The organism is Methanothermobacter sp. K4, assembly GCF_022014235.1.
Classification (GTDB): Archaea; Methanobacteriota; Methanobacteria; order Methanobacteriales; family Methanothermobacteraceae; genus Methanothermobacter.
Genome location: NZ_JAKLTD010000001.1, coordinates 438905 through 460269 on the forward strand (window position 1 = coordinate 438905; position 21365 = coordinate 460269).

General features: G+C 47.6%; 25 protein-coding genes and 7 tRNA genes. 24 read left to right on the plus strand and 8 right to left on the minus strand.

From position 1 onward, the window contains the following. Positions 1-47 precede the first annotated feature (47 nt). Entirely contained in the window at positions 48-1049 is a 1002-nt protein-coding gene (locus L5462_RS02330) for a radical SAM protein (RefSeq protein ID WP_237779491.1), read from the minus strand. 69 nt (positions 1050-1118) lie between these two features. Here L5462_RS02330 and L5462_RS02335 point away from each other — a divergent pair, with 69 nt between their 5' ends. The 11 genes from L5462_RS02335 (at position 1119) to L5462_RS02385 (ending at position 4075) form a co-directional block, all read left to right on the plus strand. Further along, positions 1119-1526, plus strand: coding sequence for a zinc ribbon domain-containing protein (locus L5462_RS02335; protein ID WP_237779218.1), 408 nt, complete (start codon positions 1119-1121; stop codon positions 1524-1526). A gap of 141 nt (positions 1527-1667) precedes the next feature. Next, positions 1668-1740 (plus strand) — tRNA-Asn (locus L5462_RS02340). 4 nt (positions 1741-1744) lie between these two features. Continuing rightward, a tRNA-Ile gene (locus L5462_RS02345) sits at positions 1745-1818 on the plus strand. An 18-nt stretch (positions 1819-1836) separates the two neighbouring features. Further along, positions 1837-1911: transfer RNA gene (locus L5462_RS02350), tRNA-Glu, on the plus strand. A gap of 44 nt (positions 1912-1955) precedes the next feature. Beyond that, positions 1956-2039: transfer RNA gene (locus L5462_RS02355), tRNA-Leu, on the plus strand. 18 nt (positions 2040-2057) lie between these two features. Beyond that, positions 2058-2133: transfer RNA gene (locus L5462_RS02360), tRNA-His, on the plus strand. A gap of 247 nt (positions 2134-2380) precedes the next feature. Further along, positions 2381-2677 carry a hypothetical protein gene (locus L5462_RS02365; RefSeq protein WP_237779219.1) on the plus strand — a complete coding sequence of 99 codons (297 nt, stop codon included), beginning with the start codon at positions 2381-2383 and terminating at the stop codon, positions 2675-2677. 62 nt (positions 2678-2739) lie between these two features. Beyond that, positions 2740-3150 carry a Holliday junction resolvase Hjc gene (hjc, locus tag L5462_RS02370; RefSeq protein WP_237779220.1) on the plus strand — a complete coding sequence of 137 codons (411 nt, stop codon included), beginning with the start codon at positions 2740-2742 and terminating at the stop codon, positions 3148-3150. Between the two features lie 46 nt (positions 3151-3196). Beyond that, a tRNA-Cys gene (locus L5462_RS02375) sits at positions 3197-3268 on the plus strand. Between the two features lie 18 nt (positions 3269-3286). After that, positions 3287-3428: transfer RNA gene (locus L5462_RS02380), tRNA-Trp, on the plus strand. Positions 3429-3454: 26 nt separating this feature from the next. Then, positions 3455-4075, plus strand: a complete 621-nt coding sequence (locus L5462_RS02385; protein ID WP_237779221.1) for an MBL fold metallo-hydrolase — start codon at positions 3455-3457, stop codon at positions 4073-4075. On the opposite strand, the gene L5462_RS02390 is transcribed toward L5462_RS02385, so the two are convergent. The 4 genes from L5462_RS02390 to L5462_RS02405 form a co-directional block, all read right to left on the minus strand. Then, positions 4031-4591: a hypothetical protein gene (locus tag L5462_RS02390; RefSeq protein ID WP_237779222.1), complete on the minus strand. Its 561-nt coding sequence runs from the start codon at positions 4589-4591 to the stop codon at positions 4031-4033. The genes L5462_RS02385 and L5462_RS02390 overlap by 45 nt on opposite strands. A gap of 174 nt (positions 4592-4765) precedes the next feature. Continuing rightward, positions 4766-5416, minus strand: coding sequence for a TrkA family potassium uptake protein (locus tag L5462_RS02395; protein ID WP_013296441.1), 651 nt, complete (start codon positions 5414-5416; stop codon positions 4766-4768). A 122-nt stretch (positions 5417-5538) separates the two neighbouring features. Then, positions 5539-6969, minus strand: coding sequence for a TrkH family potassium uptake protein (locus L5462_RS02400; RefSeq protein ID WP_237779223.1), 1431 nt, complete (start codon positions 6967-6969; stop codon positions 5539-5541). A 216-nt stretch (positions 6970-7185) separates the two neighbouring features. Continuing rightward, a complete protein-coding gene (locus tag L5462_RS02405; RefSeq protein ID WP_010876887.1) occupies positions 7186-7407 on the minus strand; it encodes a TRAM domain-containing protein in 222 nt (73 codons plus the stop codon). Between the two features lie 151 nt (positions 7408-7558). On the opposite strand from L5462_RS02405, the gene L5462_RS02410 reads away from it, so the two are divergent. The 4 genes from L5462_RS02410 (at position 7559) to fhcD (ending at position 11505) form a co-directional block, all read left to right on the plus strand. Continuing rightward, on the plus strand, positions 7559-8050 hold the full coding sequence (locus tag L5462_RS02410) for a metallophosphoesterase (RefSeq protein ID WP_370636999.1): 492 nt from the start codon (positions 7559-7561) through the stop codon (positions 8048-8050). A 70-nt stretch (positions 8051-8120) separates the two neighbouring features. Further along, on the plus strand, positions 8121-9137 hold the full coding sequence (locus tag L5462_RS02415; RefSeq protein WP_237779225.1) for a UPF0104 family protein: 1017 nt from the start codon (positions 8121-8123) through the stop codon (positions 9135-9137). Positions 9138-9296: 159 nt separating this feature from the next. After that, entirely contained in the window at positions 9297-10373 is a 1077-nt protein-coding gene (locus L5462_RS02420) for a sensor histidine kinase (protein WP_237779226.1), read from the plus strand. A gap of 238 nt (positions 10374-10611) precedes the next feature. Continuing rightward, positions 10612-11505 carry a formylmethanofuran--tetrahydromethanopterin N-formyltransferase gene (gene fhcD / locus L5462_RS02425; RefSeq protein ID WP_237779227.1) on the plus strand — a complete coding sequence of 298 codons (894 nt, stop codon included), beginning with the start codon at positions 10612-10614 and terminating at the stop codon, positions 11503-11505. Positions 11506-11541: 36 nt separating this feature from the next. On the opposite strand, the gene L5462_RS02430 is transcribed toward fhcD, so the two are convergent. Then, positions 11542-13470, minus strand: coding sequence for a 3H domain-containing protein (locus L5462_RS02430; protein ID WP_237779228.1), 1929 nt, complete (start codon positions 13468-13470; stop codon positions 11542-11544). A 115-nt stretch (positions 13471-13585) separates the two neighbouring features. On the opposite strand from L5462_RS02430, the gene L5462_RS02435 reads away from it, so the two are divergent. Further along, the gene (locus L5462_RS02435; RefSeq protein WP_237779229.1) at positions 13586-15088 is read left to right on the plus strand and encodes an NAD(P)H-hydrate dehydratase; all 1503 of its coding nucleotides are present in this window, start codon (positions 13586-13588) and stop codon (positions 15086-15088) included. A 26-nt stretch (positions 15089-15114) separates the two neighbouring features. Here the strand turns inward: L5462_RS02435 and L5462_RS02440 are convergent, their stop codons facing one another. Together L5462_RS02440 and L5462_RS02445 are read right to left on the minus strand one after the other, a co-directional pair. Further along, complete coding sequence (locus L5462_RS02440) at positions 15115-15384, minus strand: pro-sigmaK processing inhibitor BofA family protein (protein ID WP_013296432.1); 270 nt, start codon at positions 15382-15384, stop codon at positions 15115-15117. Beyond that, positions 15384-16568, minus strand: coding sequence for an argininosuccinate synthase (locus L5462_RS02445; protein WP_237779230.1), 1185 nt, complete (start codon positions 16566-16568; stop codon positions 15384-15386). The genes L5462_RS02440 and L5462_RS02445 overlap by 1 nt, the downstream gene beginning before the upstream one ends. Before the next feature lie 211 nt (positions 16569-16779). Here L5462_RS02445 and L5462_RS02450 point away from each other — a divergent pair, with 211 nt between their 5' ends. The 8 genes from L5462_RS02450 (at position 16780) to ehbF (ending at position 21360) form a co-directional block, all read left to right on the plus strand. Further along, positions 16780-17514, plus strand: a complete 735-nt coding sequence (locus tag L5462_RS02450) for a succinylglutamate desuccinylase/aspartoacylase family protein (RefSeq protein ID WP_237779231.1) — start codon at positions 16780-16782, stop codon at positions 17512-17514. 106 nt (positions 17515-17620) lie between these two features. Continuing rightward, entirely contained in the window at positions 17621-18286 is a 666-nt protein-coding gene (locus tag L5462_RS02455; RefSeq protein ID WP_237779232.1) for a metal-dependent hydrolase, read from the plus strand. 103 nt (positions 18287-18389) lie between these two features. Continuing rightward, positions 18390-18701 (plus strand): monovalent cation/H+ antiporter subunit E, encoded by a 312-nt coding sequence (locus L5462_RS02460; RefSeq protein ID WP_237779233.1) that lies wholly within the window; start codon positions 18390-18392, stop codon positions 18699-18701. Between the two features lie 10 nt (positions 18702-18711). Continuing rightward, a complete protein-coding gene (locus L5462_RS02465) occupies positions 18712-18969 on the plus strand; it encodes a monovalent cation/H+ antiporter complex subunit F (RefSeq protein ID WP_237779234.1) in 258 nt (85 codons plus the stop codon). Positions 18970-18983: 14 nt separating this feature from the next. Continuing rightward, entirely contained in the window at positions 18984-19238 is a 255-nt protein-coding gene (locus L5462_RS02470) for a DUF2109 family protein (protein ID WP_160323501.1), read from the plus strand. Beyond that, positions 19239-19475 carry a DUF4040 domain-containing protein gene (locus L5462_RS02475; protein ID WP_013296425.1) on the plus strand — a complete coding sequence of 79 codons (237 nt, stop codon included), beginning with the start codon at positions 19239-19241 and terminating at the stop codon, positions 19473-19475. Then, positions 19475-19834, plus strand: a complete 360-nt coding sequence (locus tag L5462_RS02480; protein WP_237779492.1) for a cation:proton antiporter subunit C — start codon at positions 19475-19477, stop codon at positions 19832-19834. The genes L5462_RS02475 and L5462_RS02480 overlap by 1 nt, the downstream gene beginning before the upstream one ends. A 29-nt stretch (positions 19835-19863) precedes the next feature. Beyond that, positions 19864-21360, plus strand: a complete 1497-nt coding sequence (ehbF, locus tag L5462_RS02485) for an energy conserving hydrogenase EhbF (protein WP_237779235.1) — start codon at positions 19864-19866, stop codon at positions 21358-21360. The last annotated feature ends 5 nt before the right edge of the window (positions 21361-21365 follow it).

Here is a 21365-nt window from a genome sequence, read left to right on the forward strand (position 1 = left end):
ACATGGTTCAAAGTGATGGAATATCAGATTATATTATTATCATCAACTTAAAGCAATTTAAGATTTTTCAGACATCCATTAACATACCTCTCTATGAAGGGGTCAATTTCAGGGTAGGACCTGCCCCTTCTGAGCCTCTCCACATCTGTGAATGTACCTGCAAGTCTCCTCCCGGCCCACCTAACCTCCTCCTCAACACGCTTTCCGTAGGAAGTGCCGAACATCTTGAAAAGTGGGAATTTGGTTATTCCATTGGCCCCGCTGAGGACCAGGGGACCTATACTTCCAAGGTTATCCATCCAGGTACCTGTGATGATCTCCAGGTCAGGGAACTCTATCCTTGTAGCGGCAACTGTTCCTGCATAATACAGGGTGGCGGGCTGGGGCTGATTCTCAAACACCGTCCCCTCATGGGGGTTGAGGGCATAGAAGGTCACACGGTCTATTTCAAGATCCCCTATAAATTCGAAGAGGTATCTGAGGTCATCGGGTGTCTCACCGACTCCCAGTATTATGGTGATGCCCCTCCTGAATCCCAGGTCCCTGGCTGCCTCAAGCATTTCAGCTATGTCTTCTCGTGGTTTGCTGGGGCACAGTTTCCTCTGAAGGTCAGGGTTTGCAACCTCCAGCGCCCCTGTTATACCCTCCACTTCATCACCGTATATTTCAAGATCGGGGGTTATTCCGGTGTTCAGCCAGACGGGGGATCCTGTTATATCCCTTATTCTCTCTGCGATCCCCTTTATCTCCTGGGGGGAGAATGAACCATAGCCACCTGAGAGGAACTCTATGTTCCACCCCAGCCTCCTGCATATTTCGGCCTCTGCCAGTATGGCGTTTACATTTCTTCTGGCCTTTGATGGTTCCCTTATTCGTGGTTTCTGTGTGCTCATATAGCAGAAGGCACAGTCCCCCCTTTCACACCACCATGAGAGAAAAACTGCCCTTTCCAGTGTTATGATATCCCCATGATGTTTGAGGGTGATCTCACTGGCCCTGTTCATCAATTTGAGTATATCCATTTCCTTCAGTGATTCTATAACGTTCATATCTGACACTCTCTGCTCTGCAGAATACCTTTATAAACTTTTGTTGAGATAAGCTTTGATGTTGATACATTGAGGCTGATTGATATGGTTTACTGCCCAAGCTGTGGCGAAAGAAACAGGGAGGGATCAAGGTTCTGCAGGAACTGTGGAACCCTCCTTGAGGAAAAACCACTCAAATCCAGGTTCATGTCCGGGGATTTCAGAGAACCCACCGTTAAAAGGGAGCTCCAGAGGAAAGAGTTCAGTGATACCAGAAAGGAGGGTTTCGAGTGGGATACCGCCCTGCGCGGCGCACTGGTGCTCGTGATCCTCATGGTGATCCTTGGCAGAATATTTGGATTCACGGGTGCTATAGCAGCCCTCATGGTATCTGTAATCTATGTGCTTTCATCCTCCAGGAGAAAGTCCCAGTCACTGATGATCGTGTTTGTGGCTCTTGTGATGGCAGCGACGGCGTCAGCATTATTCAGCATATGATCTCCATCCTCATGGGGTGTCTGCAGAACCACCGCTAAACCGAAAACTTTATATATGATGGGTATAAATCTAATTGTACGCCTTGGGATGTGCACCACAAACCACTGGTTTGTTGCAAGCAAGGACTTGTACTTGGCAGGTGCCGCCGTAGCTCAGTAGGTAGAGTGTTCGGCTGTTAACCGATTGGTCACAGGTTCGAGCCCTGTCGGCGGCGTCATGGGCCCATAGCTTAGCCAGGTAGAGCGCCCGGCTCATAACCGGGCGGCCATGGGTTCGAATCCCATTGGGCCCACTTAATCGGTAATCAGAGGCTCCGGTAGTGTAGTCCGGCCAATCATTTCGGCCTTTCGAGCCGAAGACTCGGGTTCAAATCCCGGCCGGAGCATTTCTTACCTTTTATGATTATTCTTCATATTGAGCATCATTGCTGCGGGGGTGCCCGAGCTGGCCAAAGGGGACAGGCTTAGGACCTGTTGGCGTAGGCCTACCAGGGTTCGAATCCCTGCCCCCGCACTGTGATAGAATTCAACTGCCGGGGTGGGGTAGGTGGTTATCCTTCGGGACTGTGGATCCCGCGACTCGGGTTCAAATCTCGGCCCCGGCCCCATTCTCATCAATCATTTTTTCATTATCTGAAAACCATCAAGTTCTGGAGAATATAAAATTCGGGCACCCCACGACACGGTTTATTGTCATCCATCTGATTACCAGCTCAGACCCCCGGTGAAATCACCGATGCTTCATGCGAGGCTTTATTAATCATCCATGGAAAATTATTTATTGTGTTATGATGAAGATTTTCAGTACCGGCTGCGGATTCCGGTAAAGCACCTCAGAACACCATGGCTGATTATATGATACGTATTGAAAGGACCTGTGCCTCCTTCAGGGCGACTGTGATCCGGGAGGGCGAGGAGATAGGAATCATGGAGGGCATTTACCTGACACAGTGGTTCCTTAAAACAAGGTACCACTTCACAGGAACATTCATACGGTTCATACCCTCTGATGATAGCTTCAACAGGTCCGGCTTGACAGTTGATATCCATCTCCATGACCAGAATGTCATTGTAAAGGATGCGCTCATTGACTGGCTCAGTGACAGTGGAAGGGGAACCTTCAGGGCAAGGAGAATTGAGAGTGTTATTTAGTGTGTCCCGGCTGCTGTTTAGTGTTTCTGGAAAGGGAGAATTGAGAGTCTTAGGGTGTCTTCATGGTTAGGGATGGATCGCGGGGAGAGAGGGACCTTGTGAAACTCCTCTGGGAAAAGGATTTTGCTGCCATGAGGGCACCGGCCTCTGGGGGGGCCACGAAGAAACCCCTTCCTGATATCATAGCAGGGAACGGAGAAATATACCTTGCAATCGAGGTCAAGATGACATCAGGTGAACGCATATACATTGATTCAGGGAAGATAAAGGGGCTTCTGGAGTTCTCAGAAATATTCGGCGCAGAACCCTATATTGGGGTAAAATTCAGGTACAGGGACTGGATCTTTCTCTCACCGGCTGACCTTGAGATGACACCATCAGAAAATTACAGGCTTGACCTTGATATTGCCCTTGAGAGGGGCAGGGATATACATGAGATCACCGGCCGCGAAAGGCAGACCCGACTCAGATGAAGGGACCGCAAACTTTAAATACTAATTCTGATATTAGTTACTCTATGCCAAGGTAGCTTAGTGGCGAAGCGGTGGACTGCAGATCCATTACACGTGAGTTCAAATCTCACCCTTGGCTTCAACATTTCTATCAAATGGGGTCATGGTGTAACCAGGCTATCATCTGGGACTCCAGTTGTCTTTGAAGAAAATGCGCGCTCTGACTACAGTATGATGACCGATTGGAGTACTGAGACAAGAGAAATCCTAGGATCTGGGTTCAAATCCCAGTGACCCCATCACCCCCTTTTTCTGAGGCGCTTTCATGATACAGAAATTCGATAATATAATAGCGATTGAAGGAACCCTTTTTGATTCTAACATATACATCCTCGGAGACACGGTGGTTGATACAGGGACCGGTATGAACCCTGATAACCTCATGAGTAGGATAAGAATGGCGGGTGTTGACCCCGACACCATAAAGCATATAGTGAACACCCACTGCCACTTTGACCATACCGGTGGAAACAGGCTCTTCGATGCAGATATAGCAATTCACAGTCTTGATGCAGACGCACTCAGGGAGGGGGACGATGCCAAAACGGTTGCCTACATGTTCTCGGCATCCATGGAGCCAATGGAAGTGGCTGTTGAAATCGGGGGTGGGGACTTCATAGGTGACTTTGAGGTTATACACACACCCGGTCACACACCCGGATGCATATGCCTCTATGATGGCAGTTCACTCATCTCAGGGGACACGGTTTTTGCCGATGGGGGATTCGGTCGGGTAGATGTGGGTGGAGACATCAATGAACTCGCAGAGTCCATTAAAAAACTCATGAAACTCGACATTGAGTACCTATTCCCTGGTCACGGGCCATGGGTTGATAATGGTTCAAGGCATGTGGAACTGGCCGCGACCTTCCTTGGGATAGGGTAATGGTTTGGGCCTGGCTTCAGTTAGTGTTATTTCCATTTTCTGCATGTAAACTGCTTTTATCCCGGGCAAATTTCTGTCCCGAATTTCAGGTGCTATTTCATTCCTGGCGGGATAGAAATACTCCCCGTAAACCCTCACATGATCCCCTGCTTTTAGAGGGCTTGCTGCACCATATCTAACAAGCACATAACCGGGCCCCGGGGATACGCTGAGTACCATAAGGGGCACTGTTCTGTTGATACTTTCAAATTCATATTTCCTGAATACTATTCCATCAACCCACACCCTTCTCTCCTTGGGTGAGAATGGGTTCTCCTCAACGTCTGATAGGTTGAGCTGAGAGCAGCTGTTCTTATATGATATAATGCTCGTGCCATTTAACGGCTCAGGGTAACTTCCCCATTCATCGAGCGGTGTCTGGGTGTCATCTGAAATCCAGCTCTCCAGGTAGGTGCCAATCAGAATACCTGTGAGCAGTCCAGTGATGAGGCCAGCCATGAAGCACCATTTAACCATAGCTCACCACCTGGCATGAACGCCACTACAGGCGGTAAAGGCGGCATGAAGTACCATTTAACCATAGTTCACCATATATAACCACAATTCTCCTTCTGCCAATGGCTTATACTGGATGAGGTTGATCTGCGAGAGTTTGATTCAGTAAAAGCAATGAAAAAAGACTGAGGGTAGTTATCCTGTGAATTTCTTTGTAACCTCATTCACAGCCTCGGTCTTTACAAGTACAGATATCTTGGCTCCCCTCTCAAGGACCATATCCGGCTGGGGTATTATGAGGTCACCGTTACTGTATATGGCCACAATGATGTACTTTTCAGTTGGCGAAACATCCTTGACCTTCTTCCCAACAATTTTACTGCTCTTTATCTCCATATCAAGGATCTCGGCATCCCCATGCCCAAGGACGATGAGGTCAGCCACCTTTGGCCTCGTTATCAGTTTCTCAAGGTAACCTGCAGCGGTCCTCTCAGGGCTTATAACGTGATCTATGCCAACCTTCTTGAAGGCGTCCTCGTGGTCCGGGTTGCTGACCCTTGCTATGATCTTTGGTATATTGTACTCCCTCACGAGTATGCAGCTTAGAAGGTTGGCCTCATCATTCCCTGTGGCCGCAACAAAGACATCTGCATTGTTTATGTTGGCCTCTTCGAGGGTTTTTATGTCTGTACCGTTACCGCAGATCACAAGGGCGTCCAGTTCAACTGCAGCATTGGCACAGAGCGTTTCATCATTTTCTATGAGAGTCACATCATTTCCATCTGATATAAGGAGGTTTGCAAGTGTTAAACCAACTCTTCCTCCGCCCATTATAACAACATACATATCCACACCTTTCAGACTTCAGGCAGAATAAAGATAATCATTACTCGTGTTTACTTGTGTTAAACGTCATCATTAATAAGGTTTTTCAGTGAAGATAATGATCATGCGCCTATTCTAGTGGCTCAGTTAACCTTGAAGGCCTCCACTAAACCACGTATTAACACAAGAACAGGGATTATCTCGAGTCTTCCAAGCCACATGCTGATTATGAGGGCTATTTTTGGTATCAGGGGGAGATTGAAACTGGTTATCCCCATACTGAGCCCAACGTTTCCCTGGGCAGAGGCCGCCTCAAAGAGGGAGTTGAGGGGGTCATATCCATAGGTTACAAGAACTGACCATGTGAAAAAGAGAAGGATAAAGTAAAGGCTTATGTATGAACCGGCCTCCCTTATCTCAGCGTCACTCACAGACTTGCATGATATCTTTCTTGGTATAACAGAACCCTCTGGTGCCAGTATCCTCATGATGTCCCAGTAGACACCCTTCAGTACAGTTATGACACGGATTATCTTCACAGCCCCTGTGGTTGAACCTGCTGCCATACCTGTGAGCATGCATATTATTAGAACTATCTTGAAGTACCCTGACCAGGCAACCATCTGACTGGTTGAACTTATACTTGAACCGGTGCAGCTGAGGGCTGATATCACATGGTAGACAGATTCAAGGGGGGCAACACCACCAATGTAGATCGAAAGGACCGTGAAAAGGGTTATGAAGGCAAAGGTTGCCTGCAGCTGTATATCCCTCAAAACATTTGAGAATCTTCCCTTTATGGCCTGGTAGTGTACAAGGAAGCTTGTTCCCCCAAGTATCATGAGAAACATGGTTACAAGGTACACAGCATCGCTACGGTAGTAGCCGATGTTGAGGTTCTTTATGGACATTCCCCCCGTTGAGAGGTTTGTGAGGGTGTTGTTGATGGCATCAAAGAGGGGCATACCTGTCAGCCCATAGAGGACGATCCCGAGGACCGTGTAAGTGAGGTAGATCCACCAGATAGTCCTGACGGTGTTTGCTATGCTGGGTTTTATCCGTTCCTCCCGTGCCTCGGACTTGTATAAACGTGCAGCAGCCGTACCAGGTCTTATTAGAACACCTATAACAACGATAACAACACCAAGCCCACCAATCCACTGTTCAAGACTTCTTAAGAATAGAATTGATTTTGGGAGTGCTTCAACATTGGAGAAAACTGTGAGTCCACTGCCTGTCCATGCAGACATGTTCTCAAAGAAGGCATTTGCAAAATCGATGTTAAGGGCTGACATCATTATGAGGCTACCTATAAGTCCGGCCCAGAGCCAGGCAAGACATGCAACCATCATACCATGTTTCAGGCGTATGGCGCATTCCTCAGGGGAATATCTCTTTAGCACAGTTCCAATGCTGAACGAGATAATTGAGGGCACAATAAAACTTAAAAAATCTCCTTCACCGTAGATCAGTGCAACAATGAGGGGTAATGCAACAACGAAGCCTATCCCCTGCATTATATTGCCAAGATACTTTCCAACGGTAAAAAGGTCCCTCTTTCCAATGTATCTCATGTTACCATATAAAGAATGGGAGTGTTCCAATATAAATTTTTAGAATAATGGATAAGGAGATGGTAATACTCTAATGGGGAAATAAGCAAAAAATAAAGTTCTAAATTTTTAGAATAATGGATAAGGAGATGATAATACTCTAATGGGGAAATAAGCAAAAAATAAAGTTCTTTGGGTAGAATAATCTACTCCAGTTTATATGAAATTCAATCCAGTTTATTCTACAACTTCAGCGAAAGCAAACTTGCGCCTGGTTGCACTTATCCTTATTTTAACTTCGTCTCCGACACCTGCACCAGGTACAAAAACAACAAAACCTTCAACACGGGCTATTCCATCGCCATCTCTGCCAAGGTCTTCAATTTTAACTTCATACTCCTCACCAACATTGACGGGTGTGGAGTAGGTTTCCTTCCTGTAGTAGTTATCTCCAAACAATTCATCACATCCTTAAGTAGGGACGCACAAAATCATATAATTACTTCCAACCAGAAACAGTAAGAAATAATCAATGACCTCACCGCATCCCATACATAAACTTAAACATCATAGTATATAAATGTATGTAGGATCACTGTATCTTTTACGGGTGGTTTGTTTGATAGGACTGGTGGCTGATTCACATGATAACCTTGATTCAATAAGGAAGGCGGTCAATTTATTCAACAGGGAATCTGTGGATCTTGTTATACATGCAGGGGATTTAATATCGCCATTCACTGCACAGGAATTTGGAAGGCTTGAAATGAGATTTGAGGCCATATTTGGAAACAATGATGGTGAAAGGGATGGGCTGCGTGCAGCGTACTCTGAACTCACAGAGCTATCTGAATTTAAGGAACTGGAATTTGATGGCTTGAAAATAGCTGTTATACATGGCCATGACAGGCAGATCCTTGACTGTGTTGTTGAATGTGGTAAATATGACCTTGTGGTAACCGGCCACACCCATGAAAAGAGCATTGTGAGTGCAGAAACCATAATGGTTAATCCAGGTGAACTCTGCGGCTACATTTCAGGGGAGAGTACGCTGGCGCTATTTGACACAGACAGGCTTTCGTGTGAATTTGTAAGGCTTTGATTTACTTTGACAAATACAGGTTTTCATGCGGCTGTGATCTAATATCTGAGAAAGGATATCGATGGTTTAAATGAAACACAAAGGCGCAATTCTTATTGCAATAGGAGTGCTGGCCCTTGCGGTTATGATATCCCTCATAGGGCCCGGAGAGATTGAGGAAGCCCTACGGAAGGCGAACCCCCTCTATGTAATCATGGCAGTTGCCCTGGAATTCATAATCCTAGGACTCTTCACCGTGAGGTGGGCCCTTACCATGGGGGCTGTTTCAATAAACATAAGAAAAAGGCACCTATTTCCGATGCTGCTTGTGGGCATGGCCATAAATAACCTCACGCCAAGCGCAAGGGGTGGGGGTGAACCTGTAAGGGCCTACATACTTGGAAAATACTCCAGGGCTTCAATGGAGGCTGCCTTTGCAACTGTGATAGCAGACAGGGGTCTTGACACATTTCCATTTATCTTTCTGGCCATACTTACCATAGTCGCAATAGTCCTCTACTTTGAACTTTCACCATGGATAGTGGCTGCACTTATAGTTTCGGTTATAATAATAACCGCGGCTTTCTTTTTGGCTCTCTACATATCCATTGACAGGGAATCCGGTGAGAGAATACTTGGCTGGGTACTTGGCATTGTAAGGAGATTCTACAGAAAGAACTATGAAAAACTTGAAAAAAGGCTAAGGAATGCGCTCAGGGAATTTCAGAGTACCATGAGGATAATGCTGGCTGATAAGAGAGTGTTGCTGTATGGAATACCACTTTCATTCATCCTGTGGCTCCTTGAGATCATAAGGGTATACCTTGTATTTGAGGCATTTGGCACAAGCGTCTCACTTATTGTGATAGCAGAGGTTTTCATACTGGCAACACTCATTGGCATGATACCACTACTTCCAGGGGGCCTCGGCGCCGTTGATGGGGTTATGATAGTCTTTTATTCGGCAGCAGGCGTATCGCCGTCTGTCAGCGCAGCCGTAACTGTTGTTGAGAGACTCATATCCTTCTGGATGATCTCAGCAATGGGCGTGGCATCTCTACCATACTTTGGGGCGTCTGTATCTGAGAAACTGATGGAGAAACTTTAGGGAGGTCAGCATAGTACTCCCATGACTCCTCTGATATGTACCTGAGAAACTGATGGAGAAACTTAGGTTTTGTGAAATCTGGCACAACACTGGAAAAAGATTTATGGGTCAATAATCAGATTTATAGATGGACCACCGCAGCAGGTTAGGGGGATAATCATGCTTGAAAGGGTTTTCTTAACCGATAAGTTACACGACGAAAAAATGTATGAGAACCTCGTGGAGGAGATACGTTCATCACCGGATTACCTCAACCTTCTCCTGGAATCTTCTGAACCCTGGATATTACAGGATATAAATGGTTTCATACTTGACCTGAGCAATTCCTTCGCTGATAGGCTGGGGTATGATCCCGATAATCTGAGGGGGAGGTACCTTCCAACGTTGAGGGCTATTCCACTCATTCAGAAGTCCGGGCTAAGGATAATACTTGACCGCCTGGCTGAGGAACCCCGCCCATGCACCACCATCATGGAGTTCATGGACGCGGATGGCAGGGATGTACCCCTTGAACTGAGCTTCAGACCCCTGGAGCTATCAGGCCAGGATTTCATCCTTGTAACTGCAAGGGATGCTTCAGAAAAGCTTAATGAGGTGGCTGAGCTCCGTAGAACGATATCTGAACTGAGGAATACAATAAATGGCCTCTACCGGCAGATCGACAGGAACCTTCAGCTTATTACAAGCATAGTTAATCTTCAGTTCCCATATATAAAGGACAGGGATGATTATGAGCTCCTCAGGGATACCCAGAATCGTCTAAGGTCAATAAGGAAAGCTTATGAGAAGTTTATTCATGAGGGATCCTTTGAGGCAATAAACTTTGCAGGCTACGCCCGGAGCATTGTTTCAGGGATTCTAAGCACATACTCACCTGAACCTGGAAATGTGAGACTTGAGATGTACTTTGAGGATGCTGAAATGGGTCTTGACCTGGCGGTACCCCTTGGAATGATACTCTCAGAGCTACTATCCAACAGCTTCAGACACGCATTCGCCGATGGGCAGGATGGAAAGATAAGGGCTGTTTTCAGGAATAAGGATGATCATTACATGCTTGAGGTCAGGGACAATGGTCGCGGGTTCCCTGAGGACGTGGACTTTGAGAATGCAGATTCCCTGGGTCTGCAGCTTGTAAGAAGTCTACTGAACCAGATAGAGGCAAACGTGGATTACAGGCTCTCACCTGGAACATGTTTCAGGATAAAGGTACTGAAGCCCGCTGAAGGTGAATGAAGCACATCTTGGATTAACCTCTGAGGACAATTCCTGCAAGTTCATTACTGATCCAGCTGAATTGCTAAGTTTTCTAATCTGAAGAGTCACTTTTAATTCTGTGAAAGATCCTGTAGATTCATTTAAAGTGCCCTTGGGGTGCTTAGAAGATAACTGATTTTGGAACGGGCCTTAATACTTAAACAAAATTAGAAAAATATATTAGCAGTTCTTCCACTAAATCAACTAGGTGATAATTATGGAGATAAATGGTGTTGAAATAGAGGATACATTTGCGGAGGCCTTCGGTATCAAGGTTTCAAGGGTTCTTGTAACCGCAGCAACCAAAAAACTTGCAAAGATAGCTGCAACCGAGGCAACAGGTTACGGTACATCTGTTATAGGGTGCCCTGCAGAGGCAGGTATAGACTGCTACGTTCCACCAGAGGAGACACCCGATGGGAGACCTGGATACGTAATAATGATCTGCAACCCATCAAAGAAGAACCTGGACCATGAGCTCCTTGAAAGGATAGGTATGGGTATACTGACAGCCCCAACAACTGCAGTATTCGATGCTCTCGATGACGAGGACGAGAAACTCAATGTGGGATTCAAGCTCAAGTTCTTTGGGGATGGGTACGAGAAGGAACTTGAAATCGACGGAAGAAAGATCCACTCAATCCCGATAATGTCAGGTGACTTCCTCATTGAAAGTGAATTTGGAATAAAGGATGGGGTTGCAGGTGGAAACTTCTTCATCATGGGTGACAGTCAGGCATCAGCCCTCCTGGCGGCCCAGGCAGCAGTGGATGCGATAGCCGCAGTTGAAGGCACGGTAACACCATTCCCTGGCGGTGTGGTGGCTTCAGGTTCAAAGGTTGGATCAAACAAGTACAAGTTTCTCAACGCCTCAACCAATGAGAAGATGTGCGTAACCCTCAAAGATGAGGTTGAGGGCAGCGAGATACCTGAAAATGTCAATGGGGTATATGAGATAGTTATAGACGGTGTCAACGAAGAGGCTGTAAGGGAGGCGATGAAGGAAGGTATAAAGGCCGCATGCACCGTTCCGGGCATAATTAAGATAAGTGCAGGGAACTACGGCGGCAACCTTGGAGCATACCAGATCAAACTCCACGACCTCTTCTAAATATTCTATTTTTTTATTCTTGAATTAGGGCATTTTTTATTCTATGCAGAACTTCTCCATCATTTCACTCTCAACTATATCCCATATCTCATCTTCAGAGAGGTTAACACCAAGGAGCACACCCCTCTTTTTGAGGTCCCTTTCAATCTTCTTTATAACCTTAACGTCACTTGCAGCGACGGTGTGTGAGTGTATATTCCTTGATATGCTGTACAGGGCCTTCAGGGATCTCCTGGCATCTGGCTTTTCAAGTTCCTCCTGGCACCTCCGGAGGTCATCCATGTTCCTTATGTTGAGGTTCCTTGTGACAACCTGCCTCACCCCTGGAAGGTAGTGCTTTGAGTCAAGGATTCGACCGCCCCTCCTTATAATTGTCTCCTTGTCGTCCATGTTACCCAGGTCATGCTTCAGGAGCATCTCAACAACCCTTCCAGATTCCTGTATTATGGATTTGATCTCAGCGAGGTCCAGATTAACCCCTATGAGGAAGCCCTCCTTCCTGAGTTCCTCCTCCACCCTATCAAGGCTCTTTGAGTCCGGGCCGGATATCCTGTGAGTATGTATACCCCCACCTGAGAGGGTGTAGAGTCTGTCAAGGGATTCCAGTTTACGGGAGTCACTCCTGAGGGTCTTTATGAAACGGTCGACGTCCTCAATTGAATCAACACCCACATTTCTTCTGAGGGGTTCTGAGAAACCTGGAAGGTAGTACTCTATGTCCTCGATTGTACAGCCATTCTTTATTATGATCTCTGCTTCCCTTCTTATGTCATCCACGCCGTGGTTTTCAACAATGCTCATCTCAGGCTTAATTATTATCTCAACAAGTCGCCCATGCTTCCTTGCAACCTCCTTTATCTCACTGTCATCAAGGTTAACGCCGAGAAGGATGCCCTCCTCTCTGAGTTCCTCTATGACCTTATCTATACTCTCCCGGTCCGGTCCGGATATCCAGTGGGAGTGTATTCCGCTCACAGACTCATAGATCCTTGTAAGGGAGCTCTTCCTGGCGGGGTCACCCTCAAGGGCATTCAAAAACCTTTCAAGTTCCTTTCTCTCGGATACCCCAATTTTCCTGACCAGGGGCTCCTTGAACTCAGGGAGGTGATACTCTATATCCTCCAGTGTGCAGCCATATTTGAGTATTATCTCTGCCTCCCTTCCAATATCCTCAACGTCGTGCTTAACTGTTATCTTCACCATGGTGGGTTCCATGGCTGCAAAGTAGATGTCCTCACCCCCACTGATCTCAGGGGAGATCACACGGTTGGCCCCTGCACGGTAGAGTCTCTTTATGTTTTCCCTCTTACTGGACCTTGTCACGATCCATATGTCAGGATTCAGCTCCCTGCAGGTGAGGGTTATGAAGAGGTTGTCAACATCATCCCCGGTTGTTATTATAACCCCACGGGCCCTCTTTATGCCGGCAGCCCTGAGGGCATCCTCATCTGTGGCGCTTTCAGGTATTGCAAGTACGTTGGGGTCCTCCCAGAGTTCCTTTTCCACTATTTCCCGGTCCTTCTCAATTATTATGGTCTTCTGATTCCTTTTCTGTAACTCCTTAAAAACGGCGGATCCAACACGGCCAAAACCACAGAGAATAAAGTGGTTGTTCATTGACTGCATTAACCTCCGTATCCGGGCACCTGATATGGTCTCCTGCAGTGTCATCGTGATCACCGAAACGGTTAAGCTTAGAACATAGGCTATGAGTCCCACACCACCAAGGGCAAGGGTAACAGAGAATATCTTCTGGGATACAGTGACGGGTGTTATGTCCCCGTAACCCACAGTGGCGATGGTGATCACCGTGAAGTAGATGGCATTGTAGATGTCAAGACCCATTATGTACATTGAGCCAGCTATACCATAAATTATGAGAGCCGCCAGAGCCGCGAGGGCATAGTATATGACTGATAGGGGAACGTAGGGGATATTCTCCACCAGATTCCTTTGGGGTGGCATGGGAAACCTCACCTGTTGATATGTTAAATATCTGTCAGTCAATAATATAAATTCAGAGTATCTGGAGTGGGGGCTCTGGAATTAACCCTGAAATTCTATGGATGGTGAAACAGTTATGAAGCCGATTGATATGGCAGCAGCTGATATTAATGCGGAGTACCTTGGTATTCCAAGACTTTCACTTATGGAGACTGCTGGAAGGGCAGTTGCAGAGGAGATAGGGAATTATGCGGATGGAGGAAGGGTCGTATTATTTTGCGGGTCGGGGGGAAATGGTGGTGATGGGTTTGTTGCTGCACGGCATCTCCTTAACATGGGATTCGAGGTTGAGGTTCTCCTGCTTGCACACCCCGAAAGGATAGGGTCACTGGAGGCACGGCGTAACTGGGATGTTCTGAGGGCCATGCAGCCTGAGCCAGGCATACTCGGCGTAAGGGCGGCCAGTGATTCATCTGAGCTTTTCACTGTGGATGCAGATGTGGTTGTTGATGCAGTACTTGGCACAGGTGTCAGGGGGGTTATAAGGGAACCATCAAGGTCAGCCATTGAACTCATAAACCGTTCAGACGCATTTAAGGTTTCTGTGGATATACCGAGTGGACTCAACCCAGAGACAGGGACTGTGGATGATGTGGCTGTGGCTGCAGACCTTACGGTGACATTCCACAGGATGAAGGATGGACTTGAAAATGCGGATCCTGTCATCACAGGGGAAATCGTGGTGAGGGACATAGGGATACCAAGGGCAGCTGAGGTGTTCGTGGGGCCGGGGGATCTTCTAAGGATACCCTCAAGAAGCCCTGAGAGTCATAAGGGGGAAAACGGGAGGGTTCTGGTTATCGGCGGAAGCCATCACTACTCAGGGGCCCCTGCACTCGCAGCAATCTCCGCCCTGAGGGCAGGTGCAGACGTTGTAACAGTGGCAGCACCGGGCAGCGCAGCCAGCGCCATCAAATCCATAGCACCTGATCTAATAGTCAGGAAACTTGAGGGTAAATATATAGGGCCAGGGTCCCTGGGGGAGCTCCTGGAACTTGCAGAAAATGCCGATTCTGTTCTTGTGGGCTGTGGGGCTGGTAGACACCAATCAACATCAGAGACTTTCAGAGAACTTATTGGAGCACTCCAGGAAATGGGAAAACCCCTGGTACTCGATGCTGATGCACTCAGGCTGATTGACTACTCCCATGTCACTGACTACCAGGATTTAACTGTAACTCCACATATGGGCGAATTCAGGGAGTTCTTCAAACTCAGATCCGAAATATACGCCGATTTCAATGAAAGGGTAGCCGCATTCAGCTCGGTTTCATCCAGGATAAGCGGAACGGTCCTTCTGAAGGGTCATGTGGACATGATATTTCAGGGTGACAGATTCCGGCTCAACAGGACTGGGTGCCCGGGAATGACTGTGGGAGGTACAGGGGATTGCCTTGCCGGTTTAACTGCTGGTCTACGTGCAATGGGACTTTCGTCATTTGATTCCGCCTCACTTGCAGCATTCATAAATGGTAAGGCAGGTGAACTGGCAATGGAGAAACATGGAACAGGATTTTTAGCGTCAGATATCCATGATTTTATTCCAAGGGCAATGGATATGCAGACCTATGGTTTCTGAGCAAAATTAAATATGGGGGTGCATCCTCAGACCAATCCAAGGATGTTTCCAATGAGAAGTATCCCGACCCCTGTCACCCCACCAAAACCAGCCACAAGGACTGTAAGAGGGTTGATGGGGATGTTTACGAATGGCAGTATATTAACACCAAAAAGAAGAAAAATTCCAAGGACTATGTTCCCTGCAAGTGCCAGGATCTTCCTCCCAACACCAAAAAGTATCCTGAGGGATGCAAGACCCCCTGCAATTATGAATGTGGCAACCACAATGAGAACAAGGAATGAGAACCCTTCCATCAGTTCTCCTTCCTGCACACCCTGTTGTATATCCCGGCCTGGAGGGCGTAGTTTTTGACCATTCCAGCCATCTCCCTCTGGTCAAGGGTCTTGTCCTCAAATGATACTATCTCCTCACTGTAGAGGCTGTAGGGTGACTTTCTGCCTATGACCCGCATGCTGCCCCTGTGTAGTTTGACCCTCACCATTCCGGTTACACGCCTCTGCATGTGATTTATTGCCATGTCAAGGTCCTCACGGAGGGGGTCATGCCAGAGTCCACTGTAGACGAGTTCAGCGTAGGTGCTGCTGACTGTATCTGCGAATCGAAGTTCGCTCCTGGTAAGTGTCAGCTGTTCAAGGGCCCGGTGGGCCTCCAGGAGGAGGAAGGCTGCGGGTGTTTCATAGACCTCACGGCTCTTCATCCCTATGATCCGGTCCTCCATGATGTCAACCCTTCCAATCCCGTGTTTACCTGCGATTTCATTTGCAAGGCCTATGAGTTCAAGGGGCTTCATCTCATCACCATTCAGTGCAACGGGGACCCCGCTCCTGAATTCGATCTCAACCACCTCTGGTTCTTCAGGGGTTTTATCGATGGGCCTTGTCCACTGGAATGCGTCCTCGGGCGGTTCCACCATGGGATCCTCAAGGATGTCGCCCTCTATTGCACGACCCCAGAGGTTTTCGTCTATACTGTAGAGCTTATCTGAGGGGAGGGGTATGCCGCAGGATCTGGCATATTCCATCTCCTCTGTCCTTGTGAGGTTCAGGTCCCTTATGGGTGCTATGACCTCAAGGTCCGTCCTTGACCTTATAACAGCCTCAAAACGGAACTGATCATTTCCCTTACCTGTACATCCATGTGCTATTGCAGATGCACCCTCTGCTTCAGCAACCTCAACTATCTTTTCTGCTATCAGGGGCCTTGCAAGGGCCGTGCTGAGGGGGTATCCCTCGTATACTGCATTTGCCTTTATGGCCGGGAATATGTATTTCTCTGCAAACTCTTCCCTCGCATCCACTGTGTGGTGTTTATAGTTTCCAAGTTCCTCTGCAACCCTTGCTGGTCTTTCAACCTCCTCCCGCGGCTGACCAACATCCACGCAGGCTGTTATGACTTCCATACCGTATTTTTCCTCAAGGAGCTTGATACATACAGATGTGTCAAGACCTCCACTGAAAGCAAGAACCACCTTATCCATGACAATCACCTTATAAGAATCAAATACCCATGTTTTTATTACCAGCATTATAGATATAATGGCTAGGTGTTATTAAGTCTGTCCCCAATGTACTTGGAGATCCATATGATGTTGACCTGCGGGTGCTATCACCAGTCGGTTAACTGGGAGATCTGCATATGGGGACCTCTGATACTATCTTAGGTTTATGGTTCTGTGCGTGGTGACCTTGATGTTTGTGAGGGAGGACCCGATTAAAATTTCAACTGTACATGAGGGCTCGGGAGGTGATGTTACCCTCAATGATGCTCTACGGCCACATTTAAGCTCAGAAATTTCCCTTGAACTGGCAGAGTACTCCCGGCAGGGTACTGTGATGCTCACCCTTGGAGGGGGGAGGCCAGTGGTGATGGTTGTGGCGGGGGTTCATGGAAATGAGATACCCCCACAGGTAGCTGCGATACGGCTTTCAGAACAGCTCTTATCCATGGATATCAGGGGGACTGTGCATGTGATACCATTTGCCGCCCCATGGGCAACGATGAAGAACAGCAGGTGGTTCAGGGGCCATGATCTGAACCGCTCAGCCAGCATCCAGGGGTCTGTAACAAATTCCATATTCAGGAGGGCATGTGAGATGGGGGTGGATGCACTTGCAGATTTCCACTCCACTGCACCTGGAAGCAAACCCGGTGTTGAGGGTGTTTTCTGTTCAGAGGAACCTGAACATGAAAGCATGGAGATAGCCCGTTACATAACTTCAAGGACTTCATCTAAACTTCTATGCTATGAGAGGGCGTCTTCCCATTACAGGGGGGCCCTTGAGGATGAATGTAACCTTGCAGGTATCCCCTCTGTAACCTGTGAGGTTTTATCTGAGAATGGAGTGGTCAGGGAGGGCAGTGACAGAAGGTCGCTTCTGCAGATGAGGCTCTTTCTGAAGTACATGGGTATTCTATCATTATGAGTTTTTTACAGAGAATAGGTATATAAGACCAAAAGAATGAAGTACATGGGTATTCTATCATTATGAGGTGTTTGGATGTGTTCCTTCAGTAGAGAGGGGTGGTTCAGTGTCCTCATATAGGAAACATGCCGCCTTTTCAATCATAATGGCGTCCCCAATTTTCCAGGCGGTTTTTCCGGTTGCACTGGCACTTCTGGGGTCCATGATTCCTGATATGGACCATGAGGTTAGATCAGAGAATGTGTCAACGGTGTTTCTTTTTGGACTTGTGATATTCCTTGTATTTTACATCCTGGGTCTCCCCTACCTTGCGGGGATTGCCCTCATGGATCTTGCCCTCATATTCTACCTTTCAAGGCACAGGGGATTCACACATTCAATTCTGGGGGCCCTCATAATCTCTGCCTGCCTGACTGTGTTTGTTCTATCGGTGTTCTTCCTTCTGAGGTCACTGGGCCTTGATGGGAAGGCATCAATCATGGTCATACTCACGGTTCTGGGGTTCATGTTCCTTAACAGGGTGATGATCTTACCATTCGTACTTCTGACTCTTCTCGGGGTTTTCCTCACGGATTTTCCCACAATGAATCTCTACACAATAATGGGGCCCCTCCTCATTGGGTTCATCAGCCATGATGTCCTTGATTCCTTCACACCATCAGGGGTCAGGTTCATGAGGCCCTTCTCAGGGAGAACCTTCAGAAAGGGCTTCGGGATCCTTATGCTGATTTTCTGGGCCCTTGTGGTACTCTACGTGCTCCTGTGGCTGTAATCAGAGAGTATCATATTTTTATTACGATTTATATAGAAAACTTTATATTATCATAAATAATCATGTTAATTAGAACTGGTACTAAAGAGAAGGGAGCTATAAAATGTTTATCACAAGGATTCTGTACGGTATCGCCTACTTCCTGGTTCTGATATATGAAATACTTAAGGCAACAGCTGACGTGGCAGTAAGAACACTTAATGGAAACATTGCGCCTGTAATAGTGGAAATAGAGACTGAACTCACAAGGCCGGTGTCCCAGACGATACTTGCAAACAGCATAACCCTCACACCAGGAACACTTTCGGTTGACCTTGATTCTGAGAACAGAATCCTTAAGGTCGCTGCAATATATCCCCGCAGCAGGGAGGACATAATACCATTTGAACCCTACATAAGGGGGATGCTTGAATAGGGGGTTTTTCATGGATCTGCTGATGATATCAGAATATATTCTCCTGGCTTCACTGGCAGTGTTCTCCATTGCAGCGGTGAGAATCGCAACAAGAAAGAGCATAGGGATGGGCCTTGTTGGTATATCAGCGCTCAGCTTAGCCATCGCAACGATACTCATACTCATAAACAGGATCTATGGAGTTGGCTTCTGCCGTGATATAGCCTATGCCCTTGTTCTTCTGGGGCCAGTTGGCACCATAGCATTTGCGAGGGTTCTGAGGGGTTGATAGAAGTGTACATCATGATTTTAAGGTCCGCCATCCTCATCATATCATCCATACTTGTGATACTGGCAGCCATAGGTATACTCAGATTCAGGGACGATATAGAGAGGGTCCTGTATGCAAGGATCCACGTCCTCGGTATTGCCGATGTTGCATGCATACTGGCACTCCTTGCCCTTGGAGAACCACTACTGGCCGCAACATACTTCATACTGGCACCGTTTGTCTCACATGCAATAGCAAATGCCCACTACCATGGGGAGGGGGATTAGATGATCGAATACGTGATAATGATTATAGCCATACTTGGAGCGGTACTTGCACTGGTCCAGAGGGACCTCCTGAAGGCAGCCATACTCACAGGGGTCCCCGGGGCCGCAATAGCAGCCCTTTACCAGCTGCTACTGGCACCTGATGTCGCACTGACACAGGCGATAGTTGGATCCGCAATTATACCGGTCTTCTTTGCACTTGCTGCTTACAGGACAATGAGAATGGAGGAAGAATGATGATCTCTCTACAGCTGGCATCCCTACTGACAGCAGGAAGCCTCATGGTCATAGGCGCTGTGGCCGTGATATTCATAGACAACCTCATAAAGAAGGTTATAGCCCTTTCATTCATAGCTGACGGCGTTAACCTCTTCCTTGTGACACTGGGCTACAGACCTGGGGGTACAGTCTACATTTACCTTCCAGGAATGTCAGGGACATGGTTTGCACAGAACGCATCCTACCCGCTGCCCTTTGCACTTGTACTCACAAGCATAGTTATAGGGGCCAGCACCCTTGCTGTGATGCTTGGTATAATAATAATCCTTTATCATAAACACGGCACCATAAGCGCATCCAAGGTGCTGGAAGAGTGAAAAATCAGGAGTTTAACAGGTGAGAAATTATGAATCCACTTATACCGGTCATGGTGGTTTTGCTGATTCTCTGTGCTCTTCTACTTAACCTCCTTCATGGAAGGGACAGAACCGTGAAGGTACTGGCTGTTGCAGTGGCAATTGTACTTCCAGTCATACCCCTCCTTGCAGGGTACGGTGCACATTACTTTGGGGGCTACGCCCCACTATCAGAGAATTCTGCCATTGCATCAGGACTGCCCGACTCCGTAAAGTCATCGTACCTCTACTCATTTCACCCTGGGATAACATACCTCTTTGGAAGTGCCCAGAGGATATTTCTGTTCATACTATCAATCGTGGCGTTCCTGGCGGTTTTAACATCCCTCAATGAGGTCAGAAAACCTTCAGGTGTCTACGCATTCCTCATGTTTATGGGGACAGCTGCTGTTACAGCCATAGTCCTCACAGATGACATATTCAACCTCTATGTCTTCTTTGAGATAGCGGCACTTGCACAGGTTGGTGTGATTCTCTGCTCGGGGGTGGAGCGCAGCTATGAGACCGCACTCAAATACATGATGATAGGTGGGGTGGCAGCCCCCATGCTCCTCCTGGGTGTGGCCATACTCCTTGCGCTGACAGGTAACGTTAACATATCAGATATAGTGTTTTCAATGAGAAGTGGCCTTGTTAACCCTGGCAGTCCCCTATTCCTGCTTGCATCATCACTCATACTATTCGGGTGGCTTTACGGTACGGGGCTCCCACCATTCCACACCATCAAATCAGCGGTCTACAGCAGGGCCCTCCCCCATGGGGCTGCGCTTCTTCAGGCCTTCTCTGTCTTCACATTCACAGCCCTCGCACTGGTCATACTGAGAATGTTCTACCATATGCCGCTTGTGAGGTGGGCCATGGTGTTCTTCTCACTGGCAGGGATGGTTCTGGGTATAAGCATGGCACTCATGCAGACAGATCTAAGGAGGATGATAGGTTTCCTTGCGGTGGGTGAACTCGGGTACATTGGAATAGGCCTTGGCCTTGGAACCGCAGCCAGTATATCCGCGGGACTGTTCCAGGCTGTCAACGAGGCCCTGATAACAGCATGCATATTCCTGGGCTTCGGGACGATCTTCTACATGACTGGAAGATCCGACCCTGAAAGGATAGGGGGCCTCATAGCATATAAACCCGGTCTTGCAGGTCTCGTGATGCTTTCAGGGTTCATAATGGCGGGTGTACCACCATTCAATGTATTCCAGAGCAAGCTGATGCTCATACAGGCATCCATCCAGGCAGGGTTCCCTGAGCTGGGTGTTGTGATGATACTCCTCAGCATAGTCACCTTCATGACGTTCCTCAGGGCATTCTATTCGGTTTACCTCAGACCAGAACCTGAGGGAATGGAACTGGAATCAGAATCGGTCCCCAGGTCGACGGTATTCTCACTTGTGGTGCTGATTCTCATATGCACGGCACTGGGAGTTGCGCCCTGGATTGCAACATCCCAGTTCACATCACTGATACAGGGTCTTATAATATGAGAGGG